We start from the raw sequence: 15,800 nt of genomic DNA, 5'->3' as shown, positions 1-15,800 counted from the left end.
TCCCTGATTAGTTTACGTCTTTGTAGTCAGCGTCGATCACGTCGTCGCCGCCTTTGTTTGCAGAAGCTTCGCCGCCTTCAGCCGCATCAGCTTGTTGACCTTCAGCACCTGGCTGAGCCCCTTGCTTTTTGTAAAGCTCGGAAGTCAGTTTGTGCGTCAGGTTCTGAAGTCTTTCGAAGGCCCCTTTCAACTCATCGCCAGAGGCAGATTTGTTTTCAAGGATCTTCTTGGCTTCAGCAACCGCTTCGTTCGCAGACTTCACTTCAGATTCTGGCAACTGAGCACCGGAATCCTTGATCAGTTTTTCAGTCTGATAAACCAGGTTGTCGAGGTTGTTTCTTTGTGTTGCCGCCTCGGCTTTGCGTTTATCTTCCTCTGCGTGACCTTCAGCGTCCGCGACCGCACGTTTGATCTCGTCCTCAGACATACCTGACTGAGCCGTGATCTTGATCTGCTGAGACTTGCCGGAAGACATGTCTTTCGCTGATACGTGCAGGATACCGTTGGCGTCGATGTCGAAGGTAACTTCAACTTGCGGAACACCACGTGGAGCTGGTGGGATGCCTACCAGTTCGAAACGGCCCAGAGTTTTGTTGTCGCCAGCCATTTTACGCTCACCCTGAAGGACGTGAATGTCCACAGCAGGTTGATTGTCAGCAGCTGTCGAGAACACCTGGGATTTCTTGGAAGGAATCGCCGTGTTTCTTTCGATCAAAGTCGTCATCACGCCACCCAGGGTTTCAATACCCAGGCTTAGTGGAGTCACGTCCAGCAGAAGAACGTCTTTCACGTCACCCGCAAGAACGCCACCCTGAACTGCGGCACCGATCGCCACAACTTCATCCGGATTCACAGAGCGGTTTGGCTCTTTACCGAAGAAGTCTTTAACGGCTTTCTGGATCGCAGGGATACGAGTGGAACCACCCACCAGGACAACCTCGTCGATTTCAGAAGCTTTCAAACCGGAATCGGCCAAAGCTTTACGGCAAGGCTCCATGGAGCGTTTCACAAGATCTTCAGTCATCTGGTCAAACTTCGCGCGAGACAGACGAGTCTGCAAGTGCTTAGGACCGGACTGGTCCGCCGTGATGAACGGAAGATTGATTTCTGTTTCCTGAGCGGAAGAAAGTTCGATCTTCGCTTTTTCAGCCGCCTCTTTCAGACGCTGCAAAGCCATTTTGTCGTTCTTAAGATCAATAGCCTGATCTTTTTTGAACTCAGTGATCAGCCACTCAAGGATCACTGTATCGAAGTTGTCACCACCCAGGTGAGTGTCACCATTGGTTGCGCGAACTTCAACAACACCGTCACCCACTTCAAGGATGGAAACGTCGAACGTACCACCACCGAAATCGTAGATAACGATTTTTTCGTCTTTCTTTTTATCCATACCGTATGCCAATGCCGCCGCTGTCGGCTCATTGATGATACGTTTTACTTCCAGACCCGCGATACGACCGGCATCTTTTGTCGCCTGTCTTTGCGCATCGTTGAAGTAAGCTGGAACGGTGACAACCGCTTCTGTAACCGGTTCACCCAAATAGTCTTCTGCCACTTTTTTCAGTTTCGCAAGAACAGCGGCACCGATCTCTTCAGGAGAAGCGGTTTTGCCCTGAACCTTGAACGCACAGTCATTGCCTTTGGCAACAACAGTGTAAGGAACCAATTTGATCTCTTCTTGAATCTCTTCAAATCTGCGGCCGATGAAACGTTTCGCAGAATAGATCGTGTTCTCTGGATTGGTTACAGCCTGACGTTTGGCAATTTGGCCAACCAAGCGGTCACCGTCTTTGGTGTAAGCGACAACTGAAGGAGTGGTACGAGCGCCCTCTTCGTTCACGAGAACTTTAGGCTCGCCGCCTTCCATAATCGCGACGCATGAGTTCGTCGTTCCTAAGTCGATACCAATAATTTTACCCATACCTAAATCTCCTTAAAATTAGCTGTTTTCAGCAATTTAAATGTGTGTCCGCCCGTGATTTCGTCAAGCTGGTGGGCTCACTTTTTTATGACAATTATTTAATGAATAATTTCAATATCTTACAGGGTTTTAACTCGTGTTATGAGGCAGCTGAAGGCATGATGTGACCTCGCTCCTCTCTTAAAACAAAACAAAAACAAGACCCCTCTAGGCCCTGGCGTAACCCTTCTGCGCCGGGGCCGCAATTTTTTGTGGGATCCTATTTCTTCTTGCCGAAGAAGCCACCTTCCGAGGTCACATTCAGACCGCGTGCCTTAGCAATTTCTCGCAAAAGCTTCTCTTCGTCTTTATGTAATTTCTCTGGGAACTGCACGTTCACAGTGAAGTAGATATCACCGCGGCGGTTGCCTCTAAGAGAAGGCAAACCCTCACCAACAAGCTTCACGTTGTCTCCGTGGTGAGTGCCTTTAGGAACTTCCAGCTTGGCTTTGCCTGTGACGGTCGGCACTTCGATTTCTGCGCCCAGAAGCATCTGCACGTAAGGCAGTGACAGCTCGGCGAAAAGATCTTCGTTGCGACGTTCGAAGTTGTTGTGTTGTTTCACGCGGATTTCAACATACAGGTCGCCCGGAGGACCACCCATATATCCACCCTCACCCTCCGTCGCCACACGCAGACGTGTGCCCGTGTCCACCCCTGCCGGGATGTTCAGACGGATCTTGCGGTGTTCAGCCACACGGCCTTTGCCTTTGCACGGCTTGCACGGATTTTTGATCACTGTGCCCTGGCCATGACAGGTTGGGCATGTCGAAGCCATCGCGAAGAAGCCCTGCTGGCGCACGACCTGGCCTGAGCCTCCGCACGTGCCGCAAGTGCTGACTTGCGAGCCTTTTTCTGCACCGGTGCCTTTGCACTCGTCACAGTTTTTGTCGGTATCAAATTCGATTTCTTTTTCAATGCCGGTGATAACGTCTTTCAACGTGATCTCGGTCACATAGCGCAAATCGGAGCCGCGGCGCGGTTCATTGCGGTTTCTGCGCTGTCTTTGCTGGCCGCCCATGCCGCCACCAAAGAAGTCGCCAAAGATGTCCCCGAAGTGCGAGAAGATGTCTTCTGCATCCGTGAAGCCACCACCGCCACCACCACGGGTGAAAGCGTCATGGCCAAAGCGATCGTACTGCGCGCGTTTTTGTGCGTCGCTCAGAACTTCATAAGCCCCTGCGGCTTCCTTGAACTTTTCCTCGGCCTCTTTGTTGCCGGGGTTTTTGTCCGGATGGAACTGCATCGCCAGTTTGCGATAAGCTTTTTTGATGGTGTCCTGATCAGCGCCTTTTTCGACGCCCAGAATTTCGTAGTAATCTCTTTTGCCAGCCATAGTTTATGGAACCTAACGTTGTGCGCTATTTTTCGTGATGAATATGACAAAATAGGGTGTCAAAACCACGCCCGTCAAGGCTTCCTCGAAAAAACTTCCTCGGCAGACGGGCCCTTGGCGCGGAGCTTAGCCCTTTCGCTTCGGACAGTCCTCGCTCGTTCTTGTTTGGGGTGGCTGGCGCAGGGGGACAGGGGCTCGGCTGCGGAACTTGCGCAAGGGCTAAGCTCCGCGCCAAGCGCCCTGAAGGGAGTTTTTCGGGTGCGCGGGGCGTCTAGATGTGGTGTCCGTTAGGCGGCTTGAGTACAGGGCTTATTTGCCGGGAATTTGGACTTGGGTTCGCATTTCTTTTGCTGATTGGGAAGATTTTCAAGTGGTCTTGAATAACTTAACTAAATTGGTTAAATTGGAGGAAGCGTGATTCACGAGGTACGCCTTAGCAAGAAAGCCAAGGCAGACTTGTTGAAAGTTCCAAAGCATATTGTCGTAAAGTTTAGACTTTGGGTGCTGAGTATAGAGAAAGTGGGATTGGCGGAAGCTCGCAAAAGCCCTGCCCTGCATGATGAACCTCTTAAAGGATCCCGTGTTGGACAACGATCGATTCGACTGAACAAGGCTTATCGGGCCATTTATACTTTGCGTGCTGATGGCGCTGTGGAATTCCTGGAAGTCCTGGAGGTAAATAAACATGAGTACTAAAAAAAGTGATGCAATTAAATTTCTAGATAAAATCATTGGTGAGCCTGTAAGTTTTGGAGCTACCCTTCAAGCCATTCGCCTTTCTGACGAAATGACTCAGGCCGAAATGGCCAAAAAACTTGGCATCACTAATGCTCATCTTTCGCAGCTTGAACGAGGTCATAAGTTCGTTTCACCGGAACGCGCTCTGAGTTTTGCAAAAAAGCTAGGCTATCCACCGAAGGTTTTCATCAGCTTGTCCTTGCAGGATCAGCTTCAAAGGGCTGGAATTAAGTTTAAGGTGTCTTTGGAAGCGGCCTAAGCAGAACCACAGAAGTTTCTACGCGAATCATGAGCAAACCTTCGACTGAAAGTCGGCTGTCGGCGATTGAAAAGGCGGTTTCTAAGAAGGCTCTTTTAGAGCTACCTTAAATTGCACGGGGCTTATCACTGACTAGCTCTAATTTAAACAAAGAGCCTCGAAATAAAAAGCTGCTACATTTTTTGCAGCCGCTAGGAAGCGGATCTTATTCTTTACAAATCAAAAAGAAACTCCAAAGATTTTTCCGAAAATACCCAGAATCAATATATAACCAATAAATAAAGTCACTAACGAGTAGTGGATGCACAAATACCTTTTTTCCATCGCCTTGGGGTAACAAGGCGTCAGACGAAAAATATAATGCACAAACACTGCAAGCCCAATTAAGAAGCCAAGCCCCAATAATAACTGACTAGAAAACTCCAAATCCTAACCTCACTGCGCAAATCCCGGACATGTTATAACCTCCTGAACTCCGCCACCGGCTCCAAGCCCTGGCCCTATCAAATCAAAAGAAACCCCAGGCCCAGAGGCTGAGCTTGAGTACGAAAACCCCGCCCCCCCGAATATTGCCCCTACCGCAGCAGAAGATACCGGAGCCTTTCCAAAAAACTCATCGATACCTCCCGAGGATATACCAAGAGAAACTCCGGTACCAGCAACAAGTCCTATCGCATCTGTTCCATGACCACTTGTATGGAAGGTAAAGAACTTGCCTGAACTAGTATCGAACGCTATACCCGAGGACAGTGACCCCGATTTCCCGGTCGCACTTCCAGGTGAGTTGGAAGCAAAAAAGGAACTTCCCCAAGAAATCGAAATTACCATCAGGCCATTTGGATCAACGAAGTTTACCGGATCATTTAAAACATATCCATAGAGATTACTATCTCCACCTTTAAACAGAATCGGATCCTTCGAGGTCCAACGTCCAACTTCTGAATCGTAGTCACGGGCTCCAAATCTTACTAGGCTCGTCTGATGGTCGTACAATCCCCCAGCGAAACCAAACGGCAGATAACCTGGGTTGGTGTCTGCGATCACTCGGCCGTATTCATCGTGGTCCATTCTTTGGATTACTGTGCCATCGGATTGTTTGACCACCAGACGTGGTGAACCGAGGTGATCGGAAATGATTCTGTATTTCACTCCGGATGCGATCATGTAATCAGGAATATTTCCTTTTGAAGCATAGATGAAACGCTTTGTAATAGTCCCCGCCGCGTTCAGTTCGGCTGCGATTCTGTACTGATCCATATAGATCCAGCGTTTCTGCACGACTCCGTTTACGAGCTTCCCAGTTCTGCGGTTCAAGGCATCGATCTCGTAGGTGATCACGGCCCCCGATGGCAGGGTCACTTGAGTCAGATTGCCGAACACGTCGTAAACGTATTGGGTCGTCGTACTTGTGACGCTATTGGTTTTAGTCAGCAAGTCACCGTTTGCGTTGTAGGTGAACGACAAGGTGTTATAGGTCAGCAGGCGGTCCTGGTCGTCGTAAGTAGCTGTGGTTGGCTGTGCTCCGATGGTTCCGCCGTTGCGGTTGCTATTGCTGTCATAGCTGTAAGTGGCAACTGTCGCAGAGTTCTTATTAGTTTGAGTCAAGCGACCGGTGCTATCAAAGGTATAAACGTAATTGTCGGTGACCGCGTTCATCACCTGGGTTTTGCCGTCAATGCGCCCCATAGCATCGCGGTTCAGGATCAAATCATAGATGACCGTGGTTCCGCGTTTAGCTTGTTTGCCCAGAAACACATACTGCATAGACCACCAATGAGTTTATTTTATATGCAGACTCATTGGGCACGCAAAGACAATTTCCATCCCACTTCCTGAACAACGGAAACCTCTATTTCTGTTTCATTGATTGAATTTTGTCTTGAAGGCGCTTGATCAGAACCGGATCTTGTTCGGTGTTGATCATGTCTTGAAGGACGGACTCTGCAAGCTCTAGATTGCCCGCGTCTGAATACAAACGGCCTGCCAAGGTGAACACCCATGGTGGCGCGCCATTCTTGCCTGCTTGAATCAACAGTTCGGCGGCACGTTTGTTGTCTTTAACTTCGTACATATAGTGATAGGCGGCACGATACAGAATCGGCCAGTCATTTGGGAACGCTTTGACGCCTTTGTCGAAGATCTTTGTCGCACCGTCAATATCAGTGATAATTACAGTTAAGGCTAAAGCACCAGCTGCATAGGGAATACGAAAATGTGGCGAAAGATTGGTAATTGCATCTAGCATTTTATAAAGCCACGAATTATTCAGGCAGACTCTATCAGCAATTTCTCGATCACAATAATCAAAGTCCTGAACCGCCCTGATCCAGAGAATATTAGCGATTGCTTCCTGATAACCAAAACTCAAGTGCTCAACCATCGGAGGAGGAGCTATCAACTGACGCTGATGCGCAGTAGGACTAGAAAAGTTGTAGTTAACCGTAGAACACACCATCAACAACGCAAAAATCCCAAGCAAAACGCTTGGGATTTTTGTTTTTTGCAGATGTGTTAGATTAGTTAACACACTATCCATGAAAAACCTATGGGATACCTGGCGTCGGATTACGAAGATCTTTATTCTGATCAATCGTCCAAACGTCACCTGCAGGCATAGCAGTATGAATAACAGCAATTGCTGCCGCACGGAATTGGGTACCATTCAGCAATGTTGCAGGCAAACCTGGCACCACGGCATTAGTTGCACCCGCTAGCACAGTACAACCCGCAGCACCAATAACACCAGTAGTACCGCAATATGCAGCCGTATTGCGCGTATTCCCCGGAGCCGCTGTCGGTGGATTGTTATAACCGTTGGTAGCACCCGCCTCTGGAGCACCCGGCGCATTGAATCCAACGTTGTATCTCAATTTACCTTCTGGAGAGTAACCGATAGCACCAAACATTGTATGGTATGCAGTGTACTCTGCATAGAAAGCTTTCTCTGACGTGTACAAAGAAGACAAGTTTGTCTTAGCTTCGGACTGACGAGCTTTCGCCAAGTATTTGTTGATTGCTGGAACGGCGATAGACGCCAAAACACCGATGATCGCAACAACGACCATCAACTCTACAAGCGAGAAACCGCTTTGAGATTTTCTGCTAACTGAAAACATTTAAAGACCTCCATGGTTCTTTTACTAACTGTTTACCCACATAAGTGTGTCAAATTCGAATGGTGAAATCAAGGTCCTGTCTCGAATAAGACTGAGTAATTTGTTTCATGTTTATTATGTAAGGGACACGTAGCACTCTCGACCTATAACCAGCTTTTTTCACTCTGCTAGACTTGCCAGACACGAAAGAGTGCTCAAATTGAGTCATAAGGTAGAATAAACACATGGGTAACAATAAAAAAGACAGCAACAGCAACTATCCTTTTGCATCTCCCGAGGGGGAAGCGGGCGTCCAGCTTGTCCCAAAACTAGACACTCCGAAGATGTACAAGGTGATCCTACTCAACGATGACTACACGCCCATGGACTTTGTCGTCCTTGTATTGCGTCGCTTTTTTGCGAAAACAGAAGAGCAAGCCACTGAAATAATGTTAGATGTTCATAAGAAGGGTGCAGGTGTCGCAGGGGTCTTCAGCCTTGAGATTGCCGAGATGAAGGTGATGCAGGTCAACCAATTCGCGCAACTCAATCAGTACCCCCTAAAGAGCACACTGGAGGAGGAAGCATGATGAGCCGAGAACTTGAGCGCAAGCTCGCCGAAGCCACGGAACTCGCCAAACGCAACCGACACGAATTTGTGACTCTGGAGCACATACTCCTCATCCTGTCCGAATCCCCCGTGATGGTGGAAATTCTGGAAGCCTGTGCAGTCAATGTGCAGAAACTAAAACAGGATCTGCGCGATCACCTGAAGGTCGGTATTCCGCAAATCACCGATGAACAATTGGGATCCTATGGAGGCTTTGAATCCTGGACCCCTGAGTTCACCCTCGCCTGCCATCGACTGATTCAGCGTGCGGCAATTCAGATGAAAAGCGCCGGACGCAATCAGATTTCTGAAGGAAGCCTGTTGGTGTCTTTGTTCTATGAACAAGATTCCCACGCCGCCTTTGCCCTGGCTCGCCAAGGATTGACCCAGTTTGACATCATCAACTTTATCTCTCACGGGATCACCAAAGACGGTAAAGATCACGACATCCCGTCGGCCTCCGCACCAAGATCGGCCGAATACCAAGCCGAGGGCATGGATGAAACCCGCGGCTCCCCGCTTGAAAGTTTCTGCGTCAACTTGAACGAACGCGCCAAACAGGGAAAATTAGACCCCCTGATTGGCCGGGAAGACGTCATTGAAAGAACCATTCAAGTGCTTTGCCGTCGCACCAAAAACAATCCGCTTTTGATCGGCGAACCCGGCGTGGGTAAAACCGCGATCGCGGAAGGTTTGGCGCAAAAAATCGTGCAAAACCAGGTTCCTGAAAAACTGAAAAATGCCGTTATTTACTCTTTAGATCTGGGCGGCCTGCTTGCGGGCACCAAGTTCCGCGGTGACTTTGAAGGACGCCTGAAAGCCGTCGTCAAAGAGATCGAAAAACATCCGAACGCCATCTTGTTCATCGATGAAATCCACACGATTGTGGGTGCCGGTGCGACCAGTGGGGGTTCGATGGATGCTTCGAATCTTTTGAAGCCCGCCTTGGCCAGCGGGGATATCAGCTGTATTGGCTCCACCACCCACACGGAATACCGCCAGTACTTTGAAAAAGACCGCGCGCTGAATCGTCGATTCCAAAAAATCGACATCCACGAACCGTCCAAAGAAGACTGCGTGAAAATCCTGAAAGGCTTGCGTAAATCCTATGAAGAGTTCCACCAGGTCTCTTACTCGGATGAAGCCATTCAAGCCTCTGTGGAACTTTCCCAGAAGCACATTCACGGAAAACTGCTTCCGGACAAAGCCATCGACGTTCTGGACGAAGCCGGTGCTTACTTCCGCTTGAAATATGAAAATGCGGAAGACATCAAAATTGGCGTCCCAGAAATCGAAGAAGTCATTGCCAAAATGACCGGCCTTCCGGTGGCAAGCATTTCTTCCAGTGAAAAAACGCAGCTGCGTGATCTGGATAAGAAACTCAAAGCCCTTATCTTTGGTCAGGACGAAGCCATCGACCGCCTGGTCGCGAACATCAAGTACGCGCGCAGCGGCCTGGGCCGTCCGAACAAACCTATCGGAAGCTTCCTGTTCACCGGCCCTACGGGTGTCGGTAAAACGGAAGTCTGCCGACAGCTAGCGACGATCATGGGTGTTCACTTTGAACGCTTTGATATGAGTGAGTACATGGAAAAGCACGCCGTCGCCCGTATGGTCGGCGCGCCTCCGGGATACGTGGGGTATGAAGAAGGTGGCTTGTTGACGGAAGCCGTGAACAAACATCCTTATTGTGTTTTGTTGCTGGACGAAATTGAAAAAGCGCACCCGGACATCACCAATATTTTGTTGCAAGTGATGGATGCGGGTCGTTTGACCGACAGCAATGGTCGCGTGGCTGACTTCAAGAACGTGGTTCTGGTGATGACTTCCAACGCCGGCGCCCTTGAAACATCCCGCGGCACCATTGGTTTGATCGATGAAAACCGTGGGTCTTTGTCCATGGATGCGATCAAAAAAGCGTTTGCGCCAGAATTCATCAACCGCCTGGATGCCGTGGTGGCCTTCCGCGATCTTTCTGAAGATATGGTCATCCGTATCACTCAGAAATTTGTGGACGAGCTGAAAATGACTTTGCTTGAGAAAAAAGTGGAACTGAACGTTTCTCAAGATGTGATTAAGTGGCTAATGAAAAAGGGCTATGACAAGGTTTACGGAGCGCGTCCTTTGGCTCGTTGCGTGGACGAAAACCTGAAGAAAGCCTTGGTGGACGAACTTCTTTTCGGCCGTCTTGTTGACGGTGGACGCGTAAGTGTTGAACTCGAAAAGGATTTGCTCAAGTTCCATTTTAGCACCACCCCCACTGGCGGAAGCGGTCAAAAAAATCAAAAACAACCTGTCACAACGTGATGGCATTGACATTCCTTTTAGAGTTATCATTATTAATGGTGACTCTAGAAGGAGTGCATAAATGGCATTTTTGAAACGTATTGGTCTATTTGTATTAACGAACGTCCTTGTGATCGTCACGATCGGGATTGTTTGGTCTATCGTCAGCCGCTTCCTGGGCATGGCGGGACTTAACTCTTACATTCCGTTCCTGATGGCTTTCTGTGCCGTTTGGGGTATGGGTGGCGCGTTCATCTCCCTGTTCATGTCCAAGTGGATGGCGAAGATGTTCCATGGCGTGAAAATCATCGACGCCAACAATCCAAATCCGGAACTTCGCAACTTGGTAAACAAAGTTCATGAGTTCGCAAGACGCGCTCAGCTCCCTAAAATGCCAGAGGTTGGTATCTACGAATCCGTGGACATCAACGCTTTTGCGACAGGTCCTTCCAAAAAGAACTCTCTGGTTGCGGTTTCCACCGGACTTTTGCAGAGAATGAATGAAAAAGAAGTCGACGGCGTTCTGGCGCACGAAGTGGCCCACATCGCCAACGGTGACATGGTGACCATGACTCTGATCCAGGGTATCGTGAATGCCTTTGCGATGTTCTTCTCTCGTATTCTGGCGGGCCTTGTGGCTGCCAACGTGGATGAAAAATACCGCGAGATCGTTCGCTTTGCCGTGACGATCCTGGGCGACATCGCCTTCACAATGCTGGGTTCTATCGTGGTGAACTACTTCTCTCGTCAGCGCGAATTCCGTGCGGATGCTGGCGGCGCGAAGTATTCTTCCCGCGACAGCATGGTCGCAGCTTTGCAAAAGCTGCGTTCCGTGTATGATCTGCCAATTCCACCGGAAGAAGGTCAGACTGCGACTTTGATGATTTCCAACCGCGACAAAGGTGGAATCGCCAAATTGTTCATGACTCACCCTCCTCTGGAAGTTCGTATCGAAGCTCTTCAGCGCGGTCGCTTCTAAGGCGACCTGCAAGACCGCGTGCAGCGGAAAGCCTACTTTAGAATGGCTTTCCGCCCTGCGGGGTTGTTTCTTCCTCTGAATGGGCATACCCTTGTTGGTATGCCTCGTATAGTACTAGCCCTGACATTCTTCTCTGTGATTCTTGGTTGCGCGACCACCTCGCGTTTTGATTCCCGTATCGACAAGCGCCTGACTCCGCCATTGCCAAACTTTATGGCAAAGTGGAGATCTGCTCCAATTTCTGAGCTGGAAAAACTGGAAGTCGGCTCTAACGAAAATAACATTCTGTGGTGGAAGACCTACACCGTTTCCATGGCCAAAAAAGAAAAGCAGCCCCAAGAGGCCTGCGCAGGCTTCACCCGCCTTTCCCTGATCCCGGAGTTCCCGCTGCATGATCTGGCGTTGCTGCGTGCCTACGAGTCCTGTGAACGCATCAACACCCTGGCAGAGCTGCCTGCAAACGTGGCGCCGTGGTACCGCGAACTTTACATCGACATCAAGCTGAAAGAGGCTTTGGCTTCTGAAGAGCTTCAGGACGACCTGCCGGCTTACATTGAAAAAGCCCGCGCTGAATCCAATAAAAAGAAAAAAGAAGAATACTATATGAAAGCCCTTTTGATCGCGCAGAAGCTCGAGTTGAAAGAGGACATTCAAAGCATTCAGACCCAGCTTTACAAAAACTCTCCGCGCCTGAACCCGCTTCCGGCTTACAAAGACCTCAGTGCTGTGGCCTCGGACTATCGTTTCCACCGTGAATTTGATCAGGCTCTGGCGACTTACAAGAAAATTCTGGCAGCCAAGGAAGCCACGGCGGATGAACAGTTCCAGGCCTTGAAAAACATCCGTCAGACTTACAAAGTGGCTCAGCGTCGCACAGAATACATCAATGCGACGGCCGATGTTGTGAACTGGTCTAAGAAACAATTCCAGAAAAACAAAAAAGACCGCCGTTCGATTGCCCGTTTCCATGATTCTCAGGTTCTGTTTGCAAAAACTTTGTGGACGGAAGACCAAACGTCGCGTGCGGTGAAAGTATTGAATGAAACTCACCGTCTGCTTCGTGGGTCCTACCCGATGGATGAAGTTTATTTCATCCTGGGTCGTATCGACGAAGAAAAGGGTGATTTCAAAAAGGCTTTGGAATATTTCGAAGCCAGCTATCAGCAGCCTGTCAGCTTTGCAGGTTTGCGCGACAAGATCGCGTGGCTGAAATCCTGGAACTACTACAAGCTTTCCCAATGGCCCGAGGCGAAAAGCAGCCTTGAGCAGATGAAGGATCTGGTGAAGGATTCTTCCGATAAGGCGCGCGCCCGTTTCTGGCTGGCTCGCACTCTGAAGAAGCTGGATCAAGCCCCCGAAGCCCAAGTCGAACTGCAAACTCTGATCAAAGAAGATCCGCTGGGTTACTATGGCGTGTTGGCTTACCGCGAACTGGGCTGGGAGTTCCCGCCCCTGAAAGTGGACGTGAACGAGCTGCAGGGATTAAGTCTGTTCTCGATTGAAGAACTGGATGTGCAAACTCGCATGACCACCGAATGGCTGATTGCCGTGAATGAAAAACCGTTCGCGGAAAAGATTCTGAACATCGCTGTCGATGATCTGAAAAAACGCAATGTCACTGCTGAAAAGACCTGGCTTGCGGTTTCTTCAGGTTATGCCCGGTCCGGCCTTTACCTGCCGCTATTCTCGGCGATTGGGGCGCTGGAGCCTCAGGTGAAGGATCGTCTATTGAATGACCATCCGGATCTGCTGTTCCCGCAGGCTTACGGCGACATCATTGCCGCAGCTTCCAAAAAAAGCGGCATCCCGCAGGAGTTTATTTTCTCAATCATCCGCCAGGAATCCGCCTTCAATCCGGAAGCACGCAGCCCTGTGGACGCCTTCGGTTTGATGCAGCTTCTGCCCAGCGTGGCAAAGCAGCTAGCCAAACAAAACGGTCTGCCTTATGGCGAGGCTCTTGACCTGTACAAGCCTGAAATCAACGTCCCGCTGGGGGCCTTTGAATTGAAGAATCTGATGCGCAAGTATAAGGATCAGTACATTTTGGCAGTGTCCGGTTACAATGCCAACGACAGCGCCATCCGCGGATGGCTGAAAACCCGCTACCGCGATGATTCCGTGGAGTTTATTGAAGAGGTTCCTTACGAAGAGACCCGGTCTTATATCAAACTGACGATGCGAAACTACGTCTTTTATCAAAGACTGCTTCATCAGGACAAAGGCTCGCTGTTCCCGGAAGAACTGCTGAAGCTTTCCAGATAAACTCAAACAAAAAAAGCCACCCGACAAGGTGGCTTTTTTTTATTTTAATGATCACTCTTCAAAACTAGCGATTACAGAAGGTGTCGGCCACAAGACCGGCTTGGGCTGCCGTGTATTCGGGATAGTCTGCATACATGGTGTTGGTCAGATCCAACAGGTCGGAATTTTCGTTCCATTTGTATTTCAGGCTCTGATAACTCAGCTCACGCAGGTCGTATCGCTTTTCCAGCGCCACAGCGCCGCCATTCAGCTCTGTCACCGTGACGACCAGCTCGTTGCCAACTTCCGAATCCACGGTGCCCGGCTCTATGGCCCAAGTGCCTTTAAGAACGCAATTGGTTCCAGACCCGGCCTGGTCAAACAAAGCTTCGGTTTGTTCGAAGTCCCCGTTGGCCTTCAGGTCCAGTTTAACGTAATGAAATTCGCTACCGGAGGAAGTTCCGGTTTCGGATTGATTGTGGAAGATAGCGTCTTCGCTCAAGCTTCCCAAATCCAGCTCACCTGATCCCACAGTCTGATTGCAAGAGATCAGGAACAAAGCGCTGAAGGTCAGAAACATTCTAAACTTTTTCATGTTCTTCTCTTCGGTTAGGGGCCTCCAGGCTTTAGTTTAAACCATTCCGGCAATATCTATATAATGTATGCCCACACTGGCCCGACCGTCTCAAAATGAGATCAAACCCTTTCATGCTTATGCTGGCCCTTTAAATTCCGATAAGTGTTTGTGGCGAAAGGGGCATACCTCATGTTTTCTCGCAAGATGATTATTGCAGCTGGCTGTACCGGTTTGGTGTTCTTTGGGGGACTGGGTCTATACCTGTACTCCACAGAAGAACATTCCCCTTCCCGCTCTCAAAGCTCCAAAAAAGACAGCACACGCGCTCTGGAAAAATCCTTCATCACCTCTCAGACTGACAAGGTCATTGATGAACCGAGTGCGCTTTTCAACGATCCCGCCATCAGCCAGGCCTGGGGTTTGAAAAAATCCGATGCGGCTCGCGCATGGTCCGTCACCAAAGGCAGTCGTGACATCGTGATTGCCGTGATCGACACGGGTATCGACATCAAACACGAAGACTTGGCGGGAAACCTTTGGCGCAACCCGGGTGAAACCGGCAAAGATTCCATGGGCCGCGACAAAGCCACCAACGGCATTGACGATGACGGCAATGGTTTTGTGGATGACGTCTATGGCTGGAACTTTGTTTCCAACAATCCAAAACTGGATGACAACCACGGACACGGCACTCATATCGCCGGCATCATCGGCGCAGAGGCCGGAAACGGCAAAGGCATCACCGGGATTGCTCCGGAAGTCAGCCTGATGATTCTAAAATACTATGACCCGAAAGTTCCGGGCACGGACAACTTGAAAAACACCGTGGCTTCCATTCGCTATGCAGTGAAAATGGGCGCGCACATCATCAACTATTCCGGTGGTGGGACTGAGTTTTCACAGGAAGAACACGATGCCATCGCCGAAGCCGAAAAAAAGGGAATCCTTTTTGTCGCTGCTGCGGGGAATGAAAGATCCAACTCGGATCAGCATCACTATTACCCGGCCGATTATAAACTGAGCAACATCATCTCAGTCACGGCAATCGACCCCAGCACGCAAGTCTTGGCTTCGTCCAATTATGGTGTCGAGACTGTGGATATCGCAGCTCCCGGCCAGAACATTCTGTCCTGCCTGCCGGGGAACTCTTACGGTTATATGACCGGCACCTCGCAAGCCACCGCATTTGTGACAGGTGCAGCTGCTTTGGTGATGGCGCACAAACAGTCTTTCTCTGCCAGTGACGTGAAAAAATACATCCTGGCTACGGGCGATGCCCAGTCACAACTGGCTTCCAAGACCCGCACATCCCGTCAGTTGAATCTGTATAAAGCACTGACCATCCTGGATCAGGGCGTGGGTGCGACGGGCGTGATCGCGGTGAACACCGCCAATATGAAAAGCTTCAGCGGGGATCCTAATGATAAGAATTCCCGCGCCGCCGAAGACGGTGTTGATGCCACCGCCAAAGAAATGAGTCACTTTGGCCGGTCTCTGATCGATGCCATGGGCACCAAAGTTCGCCCGAGCAAGCTCGGCACAAAACAAGAGAACGAAGGCTTCTAATACAAGCCTCCACATCTGTTTAAAAAACAGGTCGAAACGAACTGCTCAACTAACGCACTCCGCCCTCGCTACGAGGGCGGAGTGCGTTGATCTTAGAACGGCAATAAAAAGAATTAAATACAATCCAGCCCTCCTTACGGCTGTCTAGAATCT

General features: G+C 49.8%; 13 protein-coding genes. 7 read left to right on the top strand and 6 right to left on the bottom strand.

All coding sequences use genetic code 11. The features are described 5' to 3' along the window. Positions 1-7: 7 nt before the first annotated feature. On the bottom strand, positions 8-1,921 hold the full coding sequence (gene dnaK / locus BD_RS05885; protein ID WP_011163796.1) for a molecular chaperone DnaK: 1,914 nt from the start codon (positions 1,919-1,921) through the stop codon (positions 8-10). A 259-nt stretch (positions 1,922-2,180) separates the two neighbouring features. After that, entirely contained in the window at positions 2,181-3,296 is a 1,116-nt protein-coding gene (gene dnaJ / locus BD_RS05880; RefSeq protein ID WP_011163794.1) for a molecular chaperone DnaJ, read from the bottom strand. A gap of 414 nt (positions 3,297-3,710) precedes the next feature. Here dnaJ and BD_RS05875 point away from each other — a divergent pair, with 414 nt between their 5' ends. Further along, the gene (locus BD_RS05875; protein ID WP_011163793.1) at positions 3,711-3,992 is read left to right on the top strand and encodes a type II toxin-antitoxin system RelE family toxin; all 282 of its coding nucleotides are present in this window, start codon (positions 3,711-3,713) and stop codon (positions 3,990-3,992) included. Then, the gene (locus BD_RS05870; RefSeq protein WP_011163792.1) at positions 3,982-4,293 is read left to right on the top strand and encodes a helix-turn-helix domain-containing protein; all 312 of its coding nucleotides are present in this window, start codon (positions 3,982-3,984) and stop codon (positions 4,291-4,293) included. Before BD_RS05875 ends, BD_RS05870 begins: the two co-directional genes overlap by 11 nt. A gap of 435 nt (positions 4,294-4,728) precedes the next feature. Here BD_RS05870 and BD_RS05865 read toward each other — a convergent pair whose 3' ends face one another. The 3 genes from BD_RS05865 to BD_RS18395 all read right to left on the bottom strand — a co-directional run bounded on the left by BD_RS05865 (position 4,729) and on the right by BD_RS18395 (position 7,409). Next, positions 4,729-6,057: an RHS repeat domain-containing protein gene (locus tag BD_RS05865; protein WP_011163790.1), complete on the bottom strand. Its 1,329-nt coding sequence runs from the start codon at positions 6,055-6,057 to the stop codon at positions 4,729-4,731. A gap of 85 nt (positions 6,058-6,142) precedes the next feature. Beyond that, a complete protein-coding gene (locus tag BD_RS05860; RefSeq protein ID WP_011163789.1) occupies positions 6,143-6,829 on the bottom strand; it encodes a tetratricopeptide repeat protein in 687 nt (228 codons plus the stop codon). 7 nt (positions 6,830-6,836) lie between these two features. Continuing rightward, positions 6,837-7,409, bottom strand: a complete 573-nt coding sequence (locus tag BD_RS18395) for a type IV pilin protein (RefSeq protein WP_011163788.1) — start codon at positions 7,407-7,409, stop codon at positions 6,837-6,839. Positions 7,410-7,633: 224 nt separating this feature from the next. Between BD_RS18395 and clpS the strand changes: the two genes are divergently transcribed. The 4 genes from clpS to BD_RS05835 all read left to right on the top strand — a co-directional run bounded on the left by clpS (position 7,634) and on the right by BD_RS05835 (position 13,525). Continuing rightward, positions 7,634-7,978, top strand: a complete 345-nt coding sequence (gene clpS / locus BD_RS05850; protein ID WP_011163787.1) for an ATP-dependent Clp protease adapter ClpS — start codon at positions 7,634-7,636, stop codon at positions 7,976-7,978. Further along, entirely contained in the window at positions 7,975-10,305 is a 2,331-nt protein-coding gene (gene clpA, locus BD_RS05845) for an ATP-dependent Clp protease ATP-binding subunit ClpA (RefSeq protein WP_011163786.1), read from the top strand. The genes clpS and clpA overlap by 4 nt, the downstream gene beginning before the upstream one ends. A gap of 61 nt (positions 10,306-10,366) precedes the next feature. After that, positions 10,367-11,263, top strand: coding sequence for a protease HtpX (gene htpX / locus BD_RS05840; RefSeq protein WP_011163785.1), 897 nt, complete (start codon positions 10,367-10,369; stop codon positions 11,261-11,263). Between the two features lie 99 nt (positions 11,264-11,362). Continuing rightward, positions 11,363-13,525 carry a lytic transglycosylase domain-containing protein gene (locus BD_RS05835; RefSeq protein ID WP_231839297.1) on the top strand — a complete coding sequence of 721 codons (2,163 nt, stop codon included), beginning with the start codon at positions 11,363-11,365 and terminating at the stop codon, positions 13,523-13,525. A 64-nt stretch (positions 13,526-13,589) separates the two neighbouring features. Here BD_RS05835 and BD_RS05830 read toward each other — a convergent pair whose 3' ends face one another. Then, positions 13,590-14,099, bottom strand: a complete 510-nt coding sequence (locus BD_RS05830; RefSeq protein WP_011163783.1) for a hypothetical protein — start codon at positions 14,097-14,099, stop codon at positions 13,590-13,592. A gap of 171 nt (positions 14,100-14,270) precedes the next feature. Here BD_RS05830 and BD_RS05825 point away from each other — a divergent pair, with 171 nt between their 5' ends. Continuing rightward, a complete protein-coding gene (locus BD_RS05825) occupies positions 14,271-15,647 on the top strand; it encodes a S8 family peptidase (RefSeq protein WP_231839296.1) in 1,377 nt (458 codons plus the stop codon). The last annotated feature ends 153 nt before the right edge of the window (positions 15,648-15,800 follow it).

It is taken from the genome of Bdellovibrio bacteriovorus HD100, from assembly GCF_000196175.1.
GTDB classification, from domain to species: domain Bacteria; phylum Bdellovibrionota; class Bdellovibrionia; order Bdellovibrionales; family Bdellovibrionaceae; genus Bdellovibrio; species Bdellovibrio bacteriovorus.
The sequence above is the reverse complement of the archived record's forward strand: the minus strand, read 5'-3'. Positions and strand labels throughout refer to the sequence as shown.

Excerpts from the sequence above, each read along its gene's own strand:
- dnaK (WP_011163796.1), bottom strand. The coding sequence starts at position 1,921 with ATGGGTAAAATTATTGGTATCGACTTAGGAACGACGAACTCATGCGTC.
- dnaJ (WP_011163794.1), bottom strand. The coding sequence starts at position 3,296 with ATGGCTGGCAAAAGAGATTACTACGAAATTCTGGGCGTCGAAAAAGGC.
- BD_RS05870 (WP_011163792.1), top strand. The coding sequence starts at position 3,982 with ATGAGTACTAAAAAAAGTGATGCAATTAAATTTCTAGATAAAATCATT.
- BD_RS05865 (WP_011163790.1), bottom strand. The coding sequence starts at position 6,057 with ATGCAGTATGTGTTTCTGGGCAAACAAGCTAAACGCGGAACCACGGTC.
- BD_RS05860 (WP_011163789.1), bottom strand. The coding sequence starts at position 6,829 with ATGGATAGTGTGTTAACTAATCTAACACATCTGCAAAAAACAAAAATC.
- BD_RS18395 (WP_011163788.1), bottom strand. The coding sequence starts at position 7,409 with ATGTTTTCAGTTAGCAGAAAATCTCAAAGCGGTTTCTCGCTTGTAGAG.
- clpS (WP_011163787.1), top strand. The coding sequence starts at position 7,634 with ATGGGTAACAATAAAAAAGACAGCAACAGCAACTATCCTTTTGCATCT.
- clpA (WP_011163786.1), top strand. The coding sequence starts at position 7,975 with ATGATGAGCCGAGAACTTGAGCGCAAGCTCGCCGAAGCCACGGAACTC.
- htpX (WP_011163785.1), top strand. The coding sequence starts at position 10,367 with ATGGCATTTTTGAAACGTATTGGTCTATTTGTATTAACGAACGTCCTT.
- BD_RS05835 (WP_231839297.1), top strand. The coding sequence starts at position 11,363 with ATGCCTCGTATAGTACTAGCCCTGACATTCTTCTCTGTGATTCTTGGT.
- BD_RS05830 (WP_011163783.1), bottom strand. The coding sequence starts at position 14,099 with ATGAAAAAGTTTAGAATGTTTCTGACCTTCAGCGCTTTGTTCCTGATC.
- BD_RS05825 (WP_231839296.1), top strand. The coding sequence starts at position 14,271 with ATGTTTTCTCGCAAGATGATTATTGCAGCTGGCTGTACCGGTTTGGTG.